The 17,675-nt window shown below is 70.6% G+C and carries 14 protein-coding genes; 1 reads left to right on the top strand and 13 read right to left on the bottom strand.

Features of this window, described 5'->3' with window-relative positions; genetic code table 11:
- Positions 1-46 precede the first annotated feature (46 nt).
- The 4 genes from AAFN69_RS33950 to AAFN69_RS33965 form a co-directional block, all read right to left on the bottom strand.
- Positions 47-1,633, bottom strand: a complete 1,587-nt coding sequence (locus tag AAFN69_RS33950; RefSeq protein WP_347732788.1) for a Na+/H+ antiporter — start codon at positions 1,631-1,633, stop codon at positions 47-49.
- A gap of 585 nt (positions 1,634-2,218) precedes the next feature.
- Positions 2,219-3,160, bottom strand: coding sequence for an RluA family pseudouridine synthase (locus AAFN69_RS33955; protein ID WP_347732789.1), 942 nt, complete (start codon positions 3,158-3,160; stop codon positions 2,219-2,221).
- A 61-nt stretch (positions 3,161-3,221) separates the two neighbouring features.
- On the bottom strand, positions 3,222-3,782 hold the full coding sequence (gene lspA / locus AAFN69_RS33960; protein ID WP_347732790.1) for a signal peptidase II: 561 nt from the start codon (positions 3,780-3,782) through the stop codon (positions 3,222-3,224).
- A gap of 63 nt (positions 3,783-3,845) precedes the next feature.
- Positions 3,846-4,556, bottom strand: a complete 711-nt coding sequence (locus AAFN69_RS33965) for a TraR/DksA C4-type zinc finger protein (RefSeq protein ID WP_347732791.1) — start codon at positions 4,554-4,556, stop codon at positions 3,846-3,848.
- Positions 4,557-5,136: 580 nt separating this feature from the next.
- Between AAFN69_RS33965 and ileS the strand changes: the two genes are divergently transcribed.
- Positions 5,137-8,280: an isoleucine--tRNA ligase gene (gene ileS, locus AAFN69_RS33970; RefSeq protein WP_347732792.1), complete on the top strand. Its 3,144-nt coding sequence runs from the start codon at positions 5,137-5,139 to the stop codon at positions 8,278-8,280.
- A 296-nt stretch (positions 8,281-8,576) separates the two neighbouring features.
- Here the strand turns inward: ileS and AAFN69_RS33975 are convergent, their stop codons facing one another.
- The 9 genes from AAFN69_RS33975 to ftsW all read right to left on the bottom strand — a co-directional run bounded on the left by AAFN69_RS33975 (position 8,577) and on the right by ftsW (position 17,472).
- On the bottom strand, positions 8,577-9,803 hold the full coding sequence (locus AAFN69_RS33975) for a DivIVA domain-containing protein (RefSeq protein ID WP_347732793.1): 1,227 nt from the start codon (positions 9,801-9,803) through the stop codon (positions 8,577-8,579).
- A gap of 61 nt (positions 9,804-9,864) precedes the next feature.
- Entirely contained in the window at positions 9,865-10,155 is a 291-nt protein-coding gene (locus tag AAFN69_RS33980; RefSeq protein WP_347732794.1) for a YggT family protein, read from the bottom strand.
- A gap of 69 nt (positions 10,156-10,224) precedes the next feature.
- Entirely contained in the window at positions 10,225-10,845 is a 621-nt protein-coding gene (sepF, locus tag AAFN69_RS33985) for a cell division protein SepF (RefSeq protein ID WP_347732796.1), read from the bottom strand.
- A 123-nt stretch (positions 10,846-10,968) separates the two neighbouring features.
- Entirely contained in the window at positions 10,969-11,745 is a 777-nt protein-coding gene (locus AAFN69_RS33990; protein ID WP_347732797.1) for a YggS family pyridoxal phosphate-dependent enzyme, read from the bottom strand.
- Positions 11,742-12,527: a peptidoglycan editing factor PgeF gene (gene pgeF, locus AAFN69_RS33995; RefSeq protein WP_347732798.1), complete on the bottom strand. Its 786-nt coding sequence runs from the start codon at positions 12,525-12,527 to the stop codon at positions 11,742-11,744. The genes AAFN69_RS33990 and pgeF overlap by 4 nt, the downstream gene beginning before the upstream one ends.
- Positions 12,528-12,708: 181 nt before the next feature.
- Complete coding sequence (ftsZ, locus tag AAFN69_RS34000; protein WP_347732799.1) at positions 12,709-13,902, bottom strand: cell division protein FtsZ; 1,194 nt, start codon at positions 13,900-13,902, stop codon at positions 12,709-12,711.
- A 276-nt stretch (positions 13,903-14,178) separates the two neighbouring features.
- Positions 14,179-14,988, bottom strand: coding sequence for an FtsQ-type POTRA domain-containing protein (locus AAFN69_RS34005; protein ID WP_347732800.1), 810 nt, complete (start codon positions 14,986-14,988; stop codon positions 14,179-14,181).
- A 60-nt stretch (positions 14,989-15,048) separates the two neighbouring features.
- Positions 15,049-16,143: an undecaprenyldiphospho-muramoylpentapeptide beta-N-acetylglucosaminyltransferase gene (gene murG / locus AAFN69_RS34010; protein WP_347732801.1), complete on the bottom strand. Its 1,095-nt coding sequence runs from the start codon at positions 16,141-16,143 to the stop codon at positions 15,049-15,051.
- 6 nt (positions 16,144-16,149) lie between these two features.
- A complete protein-coding gene (ftsW, locus tag AAFN69_RS34015) occupies positions 16,150-17,472 on the bottom strand; it encodes a putative lipid II flippase FtsW (RefSeq protein ID WP_347732802.1) in 1,323 nt (440 codons plus the stop codon).
- Positions 17,473-17,675 lie beyond the last annotated feature (203 nt).

A 17,675-nucleotide genomic window follows, 5' to 3' on the forward strand; every position in this document is an offset into this window, starting at 1 on the left:
CGAGCGGTCCGCACGGGTCCCGGCGGTACGCGCCGCACCCCCCGGATCAGTGCAGGCTGCGTACGTCCAGATGCCGCAGCACCCGGTCCACCACCTCCGGGTCGGCCCCCGGCTCGCTGCGGGCCGACAGCACCTCGTGACGGGCGGCGGACATCATCTCCTTCTGGATCCGCCGCACCGTGCGCGCCCGCTCGGTCCGCCTGGCGTACCAGTCGCGCCGGTCCTCGTCGATGATGTCCGGGCTGATCCTCGCCCCCACCTCGTACGCCCCCCGCAGCAGCCGCTCGCTCACCTCCTCCGGCAGCTCCTCCACCTCCTCGATCTCCCGCAGCCGGTGCCGGGCCGCCCGCGCCGCCCGCAGCGCCAGACTGCGCTCCAGCTCCCGCTCGGCGTCGGTGTCCGCCGTCACCCCGAGCCGCCGGACCAGCCACGGCAGGGTGAGCCCCTGGAGCACCAGCGTGGTCAGAATCACCACAAAGGCGATGAAGACGATCTCGTCGCGCGCCGGGAAGGGCTCACCGCTCTCCGTCGTCAGCGGAATCGCCAGCGCCAGCGCGACGGAGGCTACCCCGCGCATCCCCGACCACCACATCACGACGGTCTCCCGCCAGCTCACCGGGATGTCCTCGTCGTAATCCCGCCGGGTGTGCAGCCGCTTCGCCAGCCAGGTGGCGGGCAGCAGCCACAGCAGCCGCACCCCCACGACCACACCCGTGATCGCGGCGCCCCACCCCAGCAGCTCGCCCAGCCGCCCGTCCTCGGTGCCGAAGACATTGTGGAGCTCCAGACCGATCAGCCCGAAGGCGACCCCGGTCACCAGGGTGTCGATGATCTCCCAGAAGGTGTTGCCGGCCAGCCGCCCCATCACATCGTCGGCGTCGGCGGTGTGCTCGGCGAGGAAGAGCGCGGTGGTGAGCACCGCGAGCACCCCCGAGCCGTGCAGCTCCTCCGCCAGGACGTAGCTCACGAACGGCACCATCAGCGAGAGGCCGACCTGGAGGGTGGCGTCCCCCAGAAACGCCATCAGCCGGTTGGAGAGCCAGCCCAGCGCCAAGCCCACCGCCACGGCGACCACGGCCGAGAGCACGAGCTGCCCGGCCGCGGCGGGCCAGGAGAAGGTGCCGCTCACGGCCGCGGCGATCGCCACGTGGTACAGCACGATCGCCGTGACATCGTTGAACAGCCCCTCCCCCTCCAGAATCGACACCAGCCGCCGGGGCAGCCCGAGCCGCCCGGCCACCGCGGTCGCCGCGACCGGATCGGGCGGGGCGACGAGCGCGCCGAGCGCGACGGCGGCGGCGAGCGGCAGCCCGGGGACGATCGAGTGGACGACGGCCGCGACCACGCCCGTGGTGACGAAGACCAGGGCGACGGCGAGCAGCAGGATCGGCCGCACATTGGCGGCGAACTGCCGCCAGGAGGTGCGCTGCACGGAGGCGTAGAGCAGCGGCGGCAGCACCAGCGGGAGGATGAACTCGGGCGGCACGTCGACGGTCGGCGCGAACGGCAGAAACGCGACGCCCGCGCCGGCGAGGGTCATCAGCACGGGGGCGGGCAGATCGAGCCGCTCTCCCAGCGGCACGGTGACAACGGCCCCGAGCAGGAGCGCGAGCAGCAGCACGACTTGGTCCACGGGGGCCTCCGGGGTCGCCGCGCGTGATCGTTCCCCTCACCCTGCCATGCCGCCGCGGTGCGGCTCCGTTGTGGCGCGTCCTCTTTTCCTCCCGGGGTGGGTGGGGCGCGTCGGGGCCGCTCCGGTGCGCCTCGTGCCCGGGCTCTCCGCAGGTGCGGGAGCGCCCGCCCAGCGGCACCCGCCCACTCTGACGCCCCTCACCCACTCACCCCTGGGTGACCTTCCGGACCCGGGTTCCTCACCGCGAATGCGCTTCATCAGAACGCGCGGACGGCGAAAGCACTGTCATCACGCACTGGGGTCACTCGCGGAAGGGGGGACGCGCAGGAGCGGTACTGGGGCGTCAAGCGTGATTTGCGGCGCAAACCCGGGTGATCGATACAAGACCGGGTCACAGCGCCGTAAATCATGCAGCCCCAGTACCGAACCGGAGCGGCACCCAACCCGCACCAACAAGCACCCGCTCGCGGATACGGGCAACCCGCACCAACAACAGCCCAGCCGGCGATTGAGGCGGCGCCCACCCCGCGCCAGGGTGACCAAACCCCGCCCCGGACAAGGGCGGCCCCGCGGAGAAGCCCTCCGTCACGCGCTCTCCGCCGCGATCCTCTCCAGCGCGCTCCGCAAATCGTCGGGGTACCCGCTCTCGTACTCGACCCAGCGCCCGTCCGAAGGGTGCTCGAACCCGAGCCGCACCGCGTGCAGCCACTGCCTGGTCAGCCCGAGACGCTTGGCCATGGTGGGATCGGCGCCGTAGGTCAGGTCGCCGACACAGGGGTGGCGGTGGGCGGACATGTGGACCCGGATCTGGTGGGTGCGGCCGGTCTCCAGCTTGATGTCCAGCAGGGAGGCGGCGCGGAACGCCTCCATCAGGTCGTAGTGGGTGACCGAGGGCTTGCCCTCGGCCACGACGGCCCACTTGTAGTCGTGGTTCGGGTGGCGCCCGATGGGGGCGTCGATGGTGCCGCTCATGGGGTCGGGGTGGCCCTGGACCAGCGCGTGGTAGCGCTTGTCCACGGTGCGCTCTCGGAACTGCTGCTTGAGCAGGGTGTACGCGCGCTCGGACTTGGCGACGACCATGAGTCCGGAGGTGCCGACGTCGAGCCGGTGCACGATGCCCTGGCGCTCGGCGGCTCCGGAGGTGGAGATGCGGTAGCCGGCGGCGGCGAGGCCGCCGATCACGGTGGTGCCGGTCCAGCCGGGGCTGGGGTGCGCGGCGACGCCGACCGGCTTGACGATGACGACGATGTCGTCGTCATCGTGGATGATCTCCATGCCCTCCACGGGCTCGGCCACGATCTGGACCGGGGCGGGGGCCTGCGGCATCTCGACCTCAAGCCAGGCACCGCCGTGGACCCGCTCGGACTTGCCCACGGCCGAGCCGTCGACCAGCACCTTCCCGGCGGCGGCCAGCTCGGCCGCCTTGGTGCGGGAGAACCCGAACATACGGGAGATGGCGGCGTCGACGCGCTCGCCCTCCAGGCCATCGGGTACGGGCAGGGTGCGGATCTCGGGAAGGGTACTCACCCGTCGAGTATGCCTTGTCGGAAAGGCGCCCGGGATCGGCGCCGGCCCCGGGGGCGGCGGATCAGTCCTTGTGGACGGTCCCGTCGGGGTCGAGCCCCTTGAAGGAGAGGATCACGATCAGGATGCCGCCGCAGACGATCGCGGTGTCGGCGAGGTTGAAGACGGCGAAGTGCGCGGGGGCGATGAAGTCGACGACGGCGCCCTTGAAGGCTCCGGGGGCGCGGAAGATCCGGTCGGTGAGATTGCCCAGCGCGCCGCCGAGCAGCAGTCCGAGCGCGATGGCCCACGGCAGGTTGTAGAGCTTGCGGGCCAGCCGGATGATCACCAGAACCACCGCGCAGGCGATCACGGTGAAGATCACGGTGTACGCGGCGCCGAATCCGAAGGCGGCGCCGCTGTTGCGGACCGCCTCGAACCTCAGCCATTCGCCGATGATCTCGACGGGCTGGTGGTGCTCCAGCCTGGCGACCACGAGCATCTTGGTGCCGAGATCGAACAGGTACGCGATGGCCGCGACACCGAGCAGTACGGCGATCCTGCGCCTGCCCCTGGGCTGCTCGGCCGGTGCCGCCGCCTCGTCGCCAACGTCCGGCGTATCGATGATGCGCTCCGACTCTGCCACGTGAGTGTGTCCCTCGACCTAGGTGCCTGACTGACCACGAGGGTACGGCACACACCTGAGGGCTCAGCCTCGGCGTTCCTGCTTCTGCTTGCACTCCACACAGAGCGTGGCCCGTGGAAATGCCTGCACACGGGCCTTGCCGATGGGCTTGCCGCAGTTCTCGCAGAGGCCGTAGGTGCCCGCGTCCAGCCGCTGGAGGGCCCGCTCGGTCTGTTCCAGCATCTCGCGCGCGTTGGCGGCGAGGGACAGTTCGTGTTCCCGGGTGATGTTCTTGGTGCCGGTGTCGGCGTCGTCGTCGCCCGCGCCGTCGCCGGAGTCCCGCATCAGGCCGGTGAGCGCGGTCTCGGACGCGGCCAGCTCCGCCTTGAGCCTGGCCACCTCGCCCTCCAGCCCGGTGCGGGCCTCCGCGACCTCCTCCGGGGTCCAGGGATCCTCACCGGGCCGTACCGCCAGCTCGCCGGGGGCGGGCGCGGCGGCCGTGCGGGCCGTGGGCACCGCGGCGCCGCCCGCACCGGCGGTCACGGTCTTCTTCGCTCGCACCGTCCTGACTCCTGTCTCTCCCTCGGCCCGGGCGGCGCCCGCCCCGGCCTTCCCGCCGGCGGTCTTCTTGGCGGCCGTCTTCTTCGCGGCCGTTTTCTTGGCCGCGGTCTTCCTCACCGCGGTCTTCCCCGCCGCGGTCCTCTTCGCGGCAGCGCTCTTCCCGTCGTGCGCCTCCGCGTCCCCGGTGGAGCTCGCGGACGCCGGCTGTCCCTCGGCGGACTTCTTCGCCACCATGACCGCGGCCCCTTTTCACCTGCTGTGATCTTGCACGCGCATCGTGCTGGGACGATAAATCGACATCAGCGCCGCGGCAATCGGGGCCCGCCGCCCGCGCGGCCCGTCCCGGCGGCGGTGAGACGGACCTGCATCCGTTGTGCCCAGCTCCCCGCCGGGTAATCCGCCCCCCGCCGGGTCCGCGGACTCCGCCGGAGCGCGTCTGGCCATTCGGGTCATTCCGGCGGCGCCGTGCGCGGCTTCCGCACCACCGGCGGGGAGGGCGGGAGCGCCCCCGGGAATATCCGGTCGGAAGGCCGCGCCGGGCCGCTTACACTGGGCGGAGCGAAAGGCTTGGATGGGGACGAGTAGCGTCGTACGCAGCCATGAGCGACCCGGGGACGGTGCGAGCCCGGGGGCGAGCGCGATGTGAGAGATCACCCCGGAGCCGCCGGAAGAAAGCCGCGAGGCGATTAGACCCGGCAGCGCGACCCCAATGAGGGGGCGGTGCGTCCTGCGCCGCCAAGGAGGGTGGTACCGCGGGAGCCCGTGCTCTCGTCCCTCCGACGGAGAAGCATCTGTCCGCCGGAGGAGTTCCCCGATGACACCGCCGCAGTACCGCCCGGTACCCGCCCAGGTCGACCTGCCCGCGCTCGAGCACGCCGTGCTCGATTTCTGGCGCGACAACAAGGTCTTCGCCAAGAGTCTCGCCCAGTCAGAGGGCCGCCCCGAGTGGGTGTTCTACGAGGGCCCGCCGACCGCCAACGGCATGCCCGGCGCCCACCACATCGAGGCCCGCGTCTTCAAGGACGTCTTCCCCCGGTTCCGCACGATGCGCGGCTACCACGTCGCCCGCAAGGCCGGCTGGGACTGCCACGGCCTGCCGGTCGAGCTGGCCGTGGAGAAGGAGCTGGGCTTCTCCGGTAAGCAGGACATCGAGGCTTTCGGCATCGCCGAGTTCAACGAGAAGTGCCGCGCGTCGGTCACCCGCCACACCGACGCCTTCGCCGAGCTGACCGACCGGATGGGCTACTGGGTCGATCTGGACGAGGCGTACTGGACGATGAAGCCCGAGTACATCGACTCGGTGTGGTGGTCCCTGAAGGAGATCTTCAACAAGGGCCTGCTCGTCCAGGACCACCGGGTCGCGCCCTGGTGTCCGCGCTGCGGCACCGGTCTCTCCGACCACGAGCTCGCGCAGGGGTACGAGACCGTCGTCGACCCCTCGGTCTTCGTCCGCTTCCCGCTGACCTCCGGCCCCCTCGCGGGCGAGGCGTCGCTGCTGGTGTGGACGACCACCCCGTGGACCCTGGTGTCGAACACCGCCGTCGCCGTCCACCCCGGAGTCACCTATGTGGTGGCCACGGACGGACAGGAGAGGCTGGTCGTCGCCGAGCCGCTGCTGGAGAAGGCGCTCGGCGAGGGCTGGGAGCGGGTCGGCGAGTCCTTCACCGGCGCCGAGATGGAGCGCTGGACGTACGAGCGCCCGTTCGAGCTGGTGGAGTTCCCGGCTCCGGCCCACTTCGTGGTCAACGCCGAGTACGTCACCACCGAGGACGGCACCGGTCTGGTGCACCAGTCCCCCGCCTTCGGCGAGGACGACCTCAAGGTCTGCAAGGCGTACGGTCTGCCGGTGGTCAACCCGGTCCGTCCCGACGGCACCTTCGAGGAGGGCCTCCCGCTGGTCGGCGGCGTCTTCTTCAAGAAGGCGGACGAGAGCCTGACGGCCGATCTCCAGGAGCGCGGCCGGCTCTTCCGGCACACCCCGTACGAGCACAGCTACCCGCACTGCTGGCGCTGCCACACCGCGCTGCTCTACTACGCGCAGCCGTCCTGGTACATCCGCACCACCGCGGTCAAGGACCGGCTGATCGAGGAGAACGAGAACACCAACTGGTTCCCGGACTCGGTCAAGCACGGCCGGTTCGGCGACTGGCTCAACAACAATGTCGACTGGGCGCTCTCCCGCAACCGCTACTGGGGTACGCCGCTGCCCATCTGGCGGTGCGAGGAGAACCACCTCACCTGTGTCGGTTCGCGCGCCGAGCTCACCGAGCTGACCGGCGAGGACCAGTCCTCGCTCGACCCGCACCGGCCCTTCATCGACGATGTCACCTTCGGCTGCCCGGCCGAGGGCTGCGGGCGGACGGCGACCCGGGTCCCCGAGGTCATCGACGCCTGGTACGACGCGGGCTCGATGCCGTTCGCGCAGTGGGGTTACCCGTACCGGAACAAGGAGCTCTTCGAGAAGCGCTATCCGGCGCAGTTCATCTCGGAGGCGATCGACCAGACGCGCGGGTGGTTCTACACCCTGATGGCGGTCGGCACCCTGGTCTTCGACAAGTCGTCGTACGAGAACGTCGTCTGCCTCGGGCACATCCTGGCCGAGGACGGCCGCAAGATGTCCAAGCACCTGGGGAACATCCTCCAGCCGATCCCCCTGATGGACCAGCACGGCGCGGACGCCGTCCGCTGGTTCATGGCGGCCGGCGGTTCGCCGTGGTCGGCGCGGCGGGTGGGTCACACCACGATCCAGGAAGTGGTCCGCAAGACACTGCTGACGTACTGGAACACGGTGGCCTTCCAGGCGCTGTACGCGCGTACATCGGGCTGGACACCCTCCGCCGCGGATCCGGCCCCGGCCGGCCGCACGGTGCTGGACCGCTGGCTGCTCAGTGAGCTGAACGCGCTGGTGGACCAGGTCACCCAGGCGATGGAGAGCTATGACACCCAGCGGGCCGGGAAGCTTCTCTCCGCCTTTGTGGACGATCTCTCCAATTGGTATGTGCGCCGTTCGCGCCGCCGGTTCTGGCAGGGTGACGCCGCCGCGCTGCGCACCCTGCACGAGGTGATCGAGACGGTCACCCGGCTGATGGCCCCGCTCACCCCGTTCATCACCGAGCGGGTCTGGCAGGACCTGGTGGCGCCCGTGACCCCGGACGCCCCGGAATCGGTGCATCTGTCCACCTGGCCGGCGGCCGACCTCAATGCCATCGATCCGGTGCTCTCGCAGCAGATGGCACTGGTCCGGCGGCTGGTGGAGCTGGGCCGGGCGACCCGGGCGGAGTCGGGTGTCAAGACCCGTCAGCCGCTGTCGCGCGCGCTGGTCGCGGCGGCCGGTTTCGAGGCCCTCTCCCCCGAGCTCCAGGCGCAGATCACCGAGGAGCTGAACGTCTCCTCGCTGGCGTCGCTCTCGGAGGTCGGCGGTTCGCTGGTCGACACCACCGCGAAGGCGAACTTCCGTGCTCTGGGCAAGCGGTTCGGCAAGGGCGTTCAGGCGGTCGCGAAGGCGGTCGCCGAGGCGGACGCCGCCGCGCTCTCCCTCGCCCTGCGCGCCGGCACGGCCTCGGTCGAGGTCGACGGCGAGACCGTCACCCTCGGCCCGGACGAGGTCATCATCACCGAGACTCCGCGCGAGGGCTGGTCGGTGGCCTCGGATTCGGGCGCCACGGTCGCCCTGGATCTGGAGATCACTCCCGAGCTGCGGCTCGCCGGTCTGGCCCGGGACGCGATCCGCCTGATCCAGGAGGCCCGCAAGAACAGCGGCCTGGACGTGGCGGACCGGATCGCGGTGGTCTGGTCGGCGGATGACCCGTCCACGACGGAGGCACTGACGGCGCACTCCTCGCTGATCTCGGACGAGGTCCTGGCGACCCGCTTCTCCGCCGCGGCCCCGGACGACTCCTTCGGCCCGGCCTTCACCGACGAGTCCCTGTCCCTGACCTTCCACCTGCGCAAGGTCTGACACCTCCGCCCGATCGCCCGATCGCCCGATCCCGAAGCCGGGGTGCCCGCCTCACAGGTGAGCACCCCGGCTTCGTCGTGTCCGAAGCGCGCGAGCGCCGAAGCCGCCGGGCGGGCACAATACGGCCTCGCCGGCGTTCGAGGCGCGGGGTCCGGGGCGGAGCCCCGGTTACGGGAAGAGGCGGGGAGGGGAAACGGCCCCCGGAGCCGGGGCGCAAAAAAGCCGGGCCCGGGAGTGATCTCCCGGGCCCGGCTCTTCGTCTGCCGACGGCTACGCGCTCATCGCGCGAAACCGCGTCAGTTGTCGTCCTCGTCGATCAGGAACCCGCGCATCGGCGCCGGCGCCTGCTGCATCGGCTGCGGCGCCTGCGGCCGGACCGGTGCCATCGGCTGGGTCATGGCCGGGGACATCTGCTGCTGACCGCCGTACGACGGACCGCCGTTCTGCCCCATCGAGGGACCGCCGCCCATGGACTGACCCATGGACTGGCCCATCGAGGGTCCGCCGCCCATGCCGTGTCCCAGTGCCGGGGCGCCCGCGGACGCCATCGACGGGGACGGCGGCAGCGAGGCGGCCGACGGGGACCGCGGCGGGGCGAGGGAGTCGTCCGCCTGGGTCTCCAGCTGACGCAGCTGGCTCTCCAGGTAGGACTTCAGCCGGGTGCGGTACTCGCGCTCGAAGCCGCGCAGGTCTTCGACCTTGCGCTCAAGCGTGGCGCGCGCGGACTCCAGCGAGCCCATCGCGACGCGGTGCTTCTCCTGAGCGTCCCGCTCCAGCGCGTCGGCCTTGGCGCGGGCGTCCCGCTCCAGGCCCTCGGCGCGGGAACGCGCCTCGCCGACAATCTTGTTGGCCTCGGAACGGGCCTCCGCGATCGCCTGGTCGGCGGTCTGCTGCGCCAGCGAGAGCACACGCGCGGCGCTGTCGCCACCGGGACCCTGACCGGGCTGGCCCATCTGCGGGTTGTGTCCGCCCATGGGACCGCCCTGCATCGGGTTGCCCATGGGGCCGCCCTGCATGGGGTTGCCCTGCATCTGGCCGCCCATGGGACCGCCCTGCATGCCGCCCTGCATCGGGTTGCCCTGCATCTGGCCGCCCATGGGGCCGCCCTGCATCTGGCCGTGGTTCGGGCCACCGTGGCCCTGGCCACCGTGGTTGGGTCCGCCGTGGCTCGGACCGGCCGGCAGCTGAGGAGCTCCACCGGGCAGCTGGGGGGGACCCATCTGCGGGGGCTGCTGCTGCTGGACCGGGGGTCCGGATATGGCGGCGGGCACGGGAGCCCCGGGTCCACCGCGGCCGTCCTGCGGCTCCGGGGGCTTGCGCATGCCCTGCTGTTGCTGATTCTGCGCCGCCGCACGGGTCGCCGCGGCCAGCTTGGCGCGCAGGTCCTCGTTCTCGCGGAGCAGGCGGGTCAGTTCGGACTCGACCTCGTCGAGGAAGGCATCGACCTCGTCCTCGTCATAGCCTTCTCGGAGGCGGACGGTCGTGAACTGTTTGTTCCGCACGTCCTCGGGGGTCAGCGGCATCTCTTCTTCACCTCTACGTAGTCGTCGGCAGTCGGCAAGACCTCGTCCACACGCACCTCACTCATCTCGCGAAACTCCCCACGATACTGAGCAGGATGTAGACGATGATCATCAGAACGAAGAAGGACAGGTCGAGTGCCACGCCCCCGAGACGCAACGGCGGAATGAACCGCCGAAGAAGCTTGAGCGGTGGATCGGTGACAGTGTAGGTGGCCTCAAGCACGACCACCATCGCCTTGCCGGGTTGCCATGAACGGGCGAACTGGAAGACGTAGTCCATGACCAATCGAAAGATCAGCACGATGAGGAAGCACATCAGCGCGATGTAGACCACCTGTAGTGCGACGCCCATCCCGCGGTTCCCTCTCCCCTGTGCTCTCTTGTCCGGCCGTCCGGCCGGGTCGTCCCGGTGTCGTGCTTCTCAGCTCTGGTTGAAGAATCCGCCCTCTGCGATACGGGCCTTGTCCTCCGCCGTGACATCGACGTTAGCAGGAGACAGCAGGAACACCTTCTGTGTCACGCGCTCAATGCTGCCATGCAGACCGAAGACAAGTCCCGCGGCAAAGTCGACAAGTCGCTTTGCGTCGGTGTCGTCCATCTCGGTGAGATTCATGATCACCGGAGTGCCCTCACGGAAGTGTTCCCCGATGGTACGGGCCTCGTTGTAGGTCCGCGGGTGCAACGTCGTGATGCGGTAAGGCTCCCGCTCGGACACAACCTTGGGCATGATCACCGGTGCGTTCTTCTCCAGGCTCGGGCGTTCGGGTGTGATGGACGCCACGGGGGCGATTCGCGCAGGACGTCCGTTTTCTGCGGGTAGCGAAGGAGCGAGCACCACCGGTTCGCGCTGCGGCGGGGGTTGGACCGCCCGCACCGGTTCCTCGCGCTCCACCTGATGGGGTGGCGGCTGGTGCCGCCGGTGCTCCCGCTCGGGCTCCGGCTCGGGTTCGAAGTCGTCGTCGGGATCGAAACCCCTGCCGTCGTACCCATCGTCCTCCACGAGGCCGAGGTAGACCGCCATCTTGCGCATCGCGCCGGCCATGCTCTGAGTCCTCCGCTCTGTGGTGGATCGGCCCTGTCGCCAAGTGCCCGCGATCCACGCGGTCTGCCCGATTTGCTACGGGAATGACCATATTTTCTGCTGTGGTCCGACTTCTTGGCGACGTTACCCGAGCCGGGGACGGACTCCGAGCACCGCAGTGCCGACGCGTACATGTGTCGCTCCGGCGGCAACGGCCTGTTCGAGGTCCGCACTCATCCCTGCTGACACCATGTTCGCAGCAGGATGCCCGGAGCGCAGGCCGGATGAGAATTCCATCAGCTGCCGGAAAGCCGCCTGTTCGCGCCCCGCGAAGGGTCCGGCCAGCGGGGCGACCGTCATCAGTCCGCCGAGTCGCAGCCCGGGCGCGGCGTCCACCGCCTCGGCCAGTTCGGCGATTCCGTCCGGCGCGACACCGCCCCGGTCGCCCCGGCCGCCCGCCTCCGCGTCGAGGGCGACCTGGATCAGACAGCCCAGTTCGCGCTCCGCCCGGACCGCGGCGGAGGAGAGCGCGGTGACAAGCTTCAAACGGTCAACGGATTGCACAACATCCGCATAACTCGCCACAGAACGGACTTTATTCGTCTGAAGCTGACCGACAAAGTGCCAGCGAAGGTCGAGATCCGCACATTCCGCAGCCTTGGGAGCGGCGTCCTGATCCCGGTTCTCGGCGACATTCCTCACACCGAGTTCATGGAGAAAACGGACATCGCTCGCGGGGTAGGTCTTGGTGACGACGATGAGCGTCACCTCCTCCCGCTTGCGGCCGGCGGCGGCACAGGCCGAGGCGATACGTTCCTCCACCACGGCCAGATTCGCCGCGAGTTCCGCCTTGCGGTCCTCGCCGGCGGCGGTCGGGCCGGGGCCGGACGAACCGGCCGGGCCGGAGTCCCGGTGCGTCATGCTGGGATCACTCCTGGGAGGGAAGCGCCGCCCGAATCACCGGAAAGAGGCGTCAGCCAGACATATCCGGCGAGTCGCCCGGTGGTGCGGTCACGGCGGTACGAGTAGTGGTCGTGCGACTCCAGTGTGCAGAAGTCCGACGCCCGGCGGTCCCGTACCCCCGCCGCTTCGAGCTGTGCGTGGACGGCGGCGATCACATCGACGGCCGGGGTGCCCCAGCTCGTCTCGGACCAGGCGGCCGGTTCGGCCGCGGCGACCTCGGCCCGCATGGCGGCCGGGACCTCGTAACAGCGTCCGCAGATCGCGGGCCCGGTACGGGCGATGATCCGTTCCGGGTCGGCGCCCAGCGCGGTCATCGCGCCGATCGTCGCGGGGACGATGCCCGCGACCATTCCCGGGCGGCCCGCGTGGGCGGCGGCCACCACACCCGCGACCGGATCGGCCAGCAGGACCGGGACACAGTCGGCGGTCAGCACGGCGAGCGCGAGTCCGCGCCGGGCGGTGACCACTCCGTCGGTCTCCGGCACCGGGGCGTCGCCCCAGGGGCCGTCGACCCGGACGACCTCACGGCCGTGGACCTGGTTCATCCAGACGACCGCGTCCGGGTCGAGTTCCAGTTCCTTCGCGGCCAGGGCCCGGTTGGCGCGTACCGCCTCCGGGTCGTCGCCGACCGCACCGCCGAGATTGAGCTGCTCGTACGGAACGGCGCTCACCCCGCCCCACCTGTCGGTGAAGGCGAAGTGCGCGCCGTTCGCGAGTATCGCGTCGTGCTGCACGATCACTTCCGGTTGTTCTCCGCCGGACCGGGGATCCGGCCGGCGGTACGGAGGGGGGCGGCCCGGCCGGCGGGCGCGGGGCCCGCCGTCCCGGCGCGGCCGTTCCGGTGGTGAGCTGCCGGACTCCGGTGGCTCACCGGCCCTCCGGCGCTCCGGCCGCGGGGCCGGAGCTCGGGGGGCGCGGCGGTCACTTGAGGAAGTCCGGTACGTCCAGTTCCTCGGCCGAGGTGTCCGGGTAGGGACGGGCCGGGGGGACCTGCGGTGCCGACTGCGGGAGGTCGTGCAGCTTCTGCACGGGCTCCGGCTTGCTCTCCTCGCGGACCGGGACGCTGCCGAGCCCGGAGGAGCGGGGCGAGTCGATGCGCGACGGCGGAGCCTGCGGCTCCTCGCGCTTCGAGGCCGAGCCGAGGATGTTCTCCCGGATGGTCGGCGGCTGGCCGCCGTCGAATCCGGCGGCGATCACGGTGACCCGGACCTCGTCGCCGAGGGCGTCGTCGATGACCGCGCCGAAGATGATGTTGGCCTCGGGGTGTGCCGCCTCGCTCACCAGCTGGGCGGCCTCGTTGATCTCGAAGAGACCGAGGTCGGAGCCGCCGGAGATGGAGAGCAGGACGCCCCGCGCCCCGTCGATGGACGCCTCCAGGAGCGGCGAGGAGATCGCCATCTCGGCGGCGGCCACCGCGCGGTCGTCGCCGCGTGCCGAGCCGATGCCCATGAGGGCCGAGCCCGCCTCGGACATCACGGACTTGACGTCCGCGAAGTCGAGGTTGATCAGACCCGGGGTGGTGATGAGGTCGGTGATGCCCTGAACGCCGGAGAGCAGGACCTGGTCGGCGGACTTGAACGCGTCCAGCACGCTGACCTGGCGGTCCGAGATGGAGAGCAGCCGGTCGTTCGGAATGACGATGAGGGTGTCGACCTCTTCGCGGAGTTCGGCGATGCCGTCCTCGGCCTGGTTGGCGCGACGGCGGCCCTCGAAGGTGAACGGCCGGGTGACCACACCGATCGTCAGGGCGCCGAGCGAACGCGCGATGTTGGCCACGACGGGGGCTCCGCCGGTGCCGGTGCCGCCCCCCTCGCCCGCGGTGACGAAGACCATGTCGGCCCCCTTGAGGACCTCCTCGATCTCCTCGCGGTGGTCCTCCGCCGCCTTCCGGCCGACGGCCGGGTTGGCGCCGGCGCCGAGGCCCCGGGTGAGTTCTCGGCCGACGTCGAGCTTGACGTCGGCATCGCTCATCAACAGAGCCTGTGCGTCGGTGTTGATGGCGATGAACTCGACGCCCTTGAGACCGACCTCGATCATTCGGTTGATGGCATTGACACCACCGCCGCCGACACCGATGACCTTGATGACTGCGAGGTAGTTCTGCGGTGCTGCCACGTCGAAGGCCTCTCGCCTCGATTTACGTGTCGCCGGCGCGCGGTTCACGCGCCTTGACGACGGATGCCGATGGGACGGTCCGAAACGCCGACCCGAACCCTAACGTTGAAGTTTAGGGTTACCAGTATGTCTGTTCCCTGGACTCTTCCGAACAGGACACTAAGTCGACAAGTGGCGCGCGTTCAATGAACACGCCGAACCTCCCGTTTTTCTTTTCACCCTATGTGATCAGCCGTTGCGCTGACCACCCAGGGCCGTCACGGGCGCGTTCTCCGGTCAACTGCCGGACGCGGCAGGGGCGATGGGAGCACTCACATCGTAGTGCCGGGCCCCGGGCGCCGCTTTCATCAGCGCGGTGAGGGCGCGCGCCTTCACCCCTCCGTCCTCGGGTCCGCCCCAGAGAACGGTCCGACCACCCGTCAACTCCAAGGAAATATCGTCATATGAGCGGACCACAAGGGTACGGGTATCGGCAGCGGCTTTCGCCGGGAGTTCACCGGTGACCCGTACCGCCTCCTCGATCAGCCGGGAGACCGGGAAGCGCCGCAGACTGGGCGAGCGGTCCACCGTCAATTCGAGCATCGGCACACCCCGGGGCGCTTTCCCGACCGTCGCGAACCGGACGCCGTGCCGATCGACTTCGACAAACCGCATGCCTTTTCTGAGCAGCAGCACCGGCCGGCGCTCGGAGACCTCCAGGACGATGCCGTCCGGCCAGGACCGGGAGACCTCCACCGACTCGATCCTGGGCAGCCGGCCGCGCAGCCGCGCCTCGATGGCATCGGTGTCCACCGAGACCAGCGGCTCCCCCAGCCGGACCCCGGCGGCGCCGGTCACCTGCCGCGACGTCAGCACGTCGGTGCCGGTGGCCCGGACCCGCTCCACCCGGGCCCAGGAGGACCCGTAGAGGACCCAGAGGACGCCGGCCGCCACCGCGGTGACGGCGAGCGCCGTCAGCAGGACCCGGCGGCCGGGCAGCCGGAAACGGCCGCGCGGCGGGCTCGGGGGCCCGCCCGGCCGCGGGCCGGAGGCCCCTTTCGGGGTTCTGCGCGCACCGCGTTCGGCGGTGGTGGATCCTCCGGCCACGCTTCCGGTCTCCTCGCTGCTGAGTCGCCTCTTGGGCCGGGGGTGACCCCGGCCGCGGCCTCACCCCTTGCGGCGGGCCGCGATCGCCTCGTACACCATGCCGACGAGCAGTTCATCGGCATCCCTGCGGCCGAACTCGGCCGCCGCACGGGACATCTCGTACAGACGGTGCGGATCGGCCAGTACCGGAAGGATGTTGCCCTGCACCCATTGCGGCGTCAGCTCGGCGTCGTCGACCAGCAGTCCGCCGCCCGCCTTGACCACCGGCTGGGCGTTGAGCCGCTGTTCGCCGTTGCCGATGGGCAGCGGGACATAGGCGGCGGGGAGCCCGACGGCGGAGAGTTCGGCGACGGTCATCGCGCCCGCGCGGCAGAGCATCATGTCGGCCGCGGCGTAGGCGAGATCCATCCGGTCCACATACGGTACCGGGATGTAAGGCGGCATTCCGGGCATGTTGTCGACACGCGGCAGTTCGTTCTTCGGGCCGACCGCGTGGAGGATCTGGATGCCGGAGCGCTGGAGCGCCGGAGCGGCCTGCTGGACGACCTCGTTGAGGCGGCGGGCGCCCTGGGATCCGCCGGATACCAGCAGCGTCGGCAGCTGGGGGTCGAGCCCGAAGGCGGCCCGCGCCTCCGGGCGGACCCGGGCCCGGTCCAGGGTGGCGATCGAGTAGCGCAGCGGGATGCCGATGTAGCGGGAGTTGCGCAGCTTGCTGTCGGGGGTGGCGACGGCGACCCCGGCGGCGTACCGGGAACCGATCTTGTTGGCCAGTCCGGGGCGGGCATTGGCCTCGTGGACGACGATGGGCACCCCGAGGCGTTTGGCCGCGAGATAGCCGGGCAGCGCCACATAGCCGCCGAAGCCGACGACACAGTCGGCCTTGGTGCGCTCCAGGATCTGCTCGGCCGCCTTGATGGTGCCGCGCAGCCGTCCGGGGACGGTGATCAGCTCCGGGGTGGGTTTGCGCGGCAGCGGGACGGCGGGAATGAGCGCCAGTTCATAGCCGCGTTCCGGTACGAGCCTGGTCTCCAGGCCGCGTTCCGTGCCGAGTGCCGTGATCCCCACGGTCGGGTCCTGCCTCCGCAGTGCGTCCGCGAGGGCGAGCGCCGGCTCGATGTGGCCGGCGGTCCCCCCACCGGCGAGTACGACATGCACCGAAATTCACCGCTCTCCGGACGGACGCCTTGTCACGCGCCGTCTCATCGTCTTCCATCTCACCCCTGGCCTCCGCATGGCCAGGGCCGCTTTCGCGGCTGGATCCTCTCGCGCGAAGGCAATCAGCAGCCCGATGGCGAACATGGACGGCAGCAGGGCGGACCCTCCGTAGGAGAACAGCGGGAGCGGGACCCCGGCGATCGGCAGCAGGCCGAGCACCGCACCGATGTTGACCACGGCCTGGGCCGTGATCCAGGTGGTCACACCTCCCGCGGCGTACCTCACGAAGGGGTCCTCCGTGCGTCCGGCCACGCGGATACCCGCATAGCCTAGAGCCGCGAAGAGCGCGAGGACGGACAGCGTCCCCGCGAGACCCAGTTCCTCACCGGCCACGGCGAAGATGAAATCGGTGTGCGGCTCGGGAAGTTGTCCCCATTTCTCCACACTTGCACCCAGGCCGGATCCGAACCAGCCGCCCGAGGCCAGGGCGTAGATTCCGTGCACCGCCTGCCAGCACTCGCCCTTGGGGCCGAGATCCACGGCGCCGATGCAGGAGAGCCGCGCCATCCGGTTCTCGCTGGTCCTGATCAGCATGAAGCCGACGAGAAGTGCGACGGAGAGCACTCCGGCGAAGAGCCGGGTGGGCGCGCCGGCCAGCCAGAGCAGGCCGAAGAGGATCGCGGCGAGGATGATCGAGGTGCCCATGTCGCCGCCGAGCATGATCAGCCCGAGCAGCAGAAAGGTCACCGGCACCAGCGGGACCAGCATGTGTTTCCACTGGTTCAGCAGCCGCCGGTCCTGTTTGCGGGCGAGCAGATCGGCGCCCCAGAGGATCAGCGCGAGCTTGCCGAACTCACTGGGCTGGAGCTGGAAGGGGCCGCCGAGGGAGAGCCAGTTCTGGTTGCCGCTGACCTCCTGGCCGATGCCCGGCACCTGGACCAGCACCATCAGGAAGACGGTGCCGACCAGCAGCGGGTAGGAGAGCGCCCGGTGCAGCCGGGAGGGGAGCCGGGAGGCGATCAGCAGCAGCACGGACCCTATGGCCACGGCGACGAGCTGCTTGCGGAAGAAGTAGGCGCTGGGCAGCGACCACTCCAGCGCCTTGATCATGGAGGCGGAGTAGACCATCACCAGGCCGAGCACGGTGATCAGGAGGCTGCTGCCGAGGATCAGGTAGTACGCGGTGAGCGGACGGTCCCAGGCGCTGCGGGCGCGCTCGTACATCCGCCGGGGGCCGCCGGTGCCGCGCGGCGGGCGGGGGGTGCGCGGTGTCCCCGCCCGGGGGCGCGGGGCGGCCGGGCCGCGGACGGGGCGGCTGGACTGGGTCATGACGGCTCCGGTGGGGCGGTGCGGCGCGCATGCGGCCGGACGGGCCCGGCGCCGGGCGGGCCGGACCGGCGGTGAACCGCGTCCCGGGGTGCACCGGGGGCGTCGGTGGGTGTCATGGGCGGTCCCCTTCCCTCCAGTGGTGGCGTACGCGTCTGTGCCGTGCGCCCCGGGAGCGGTCCCGGGGCGCACGGCACGGCGGCGGT

It is taken from the genome of Streptomyces sp. CAU 1734, assembly GCF_039888735.1.
GTDB lineage: Bacteria > Actinomycetota > Actinomycetes > Streptomycetales > Streptomycetaceae > Streptomyces.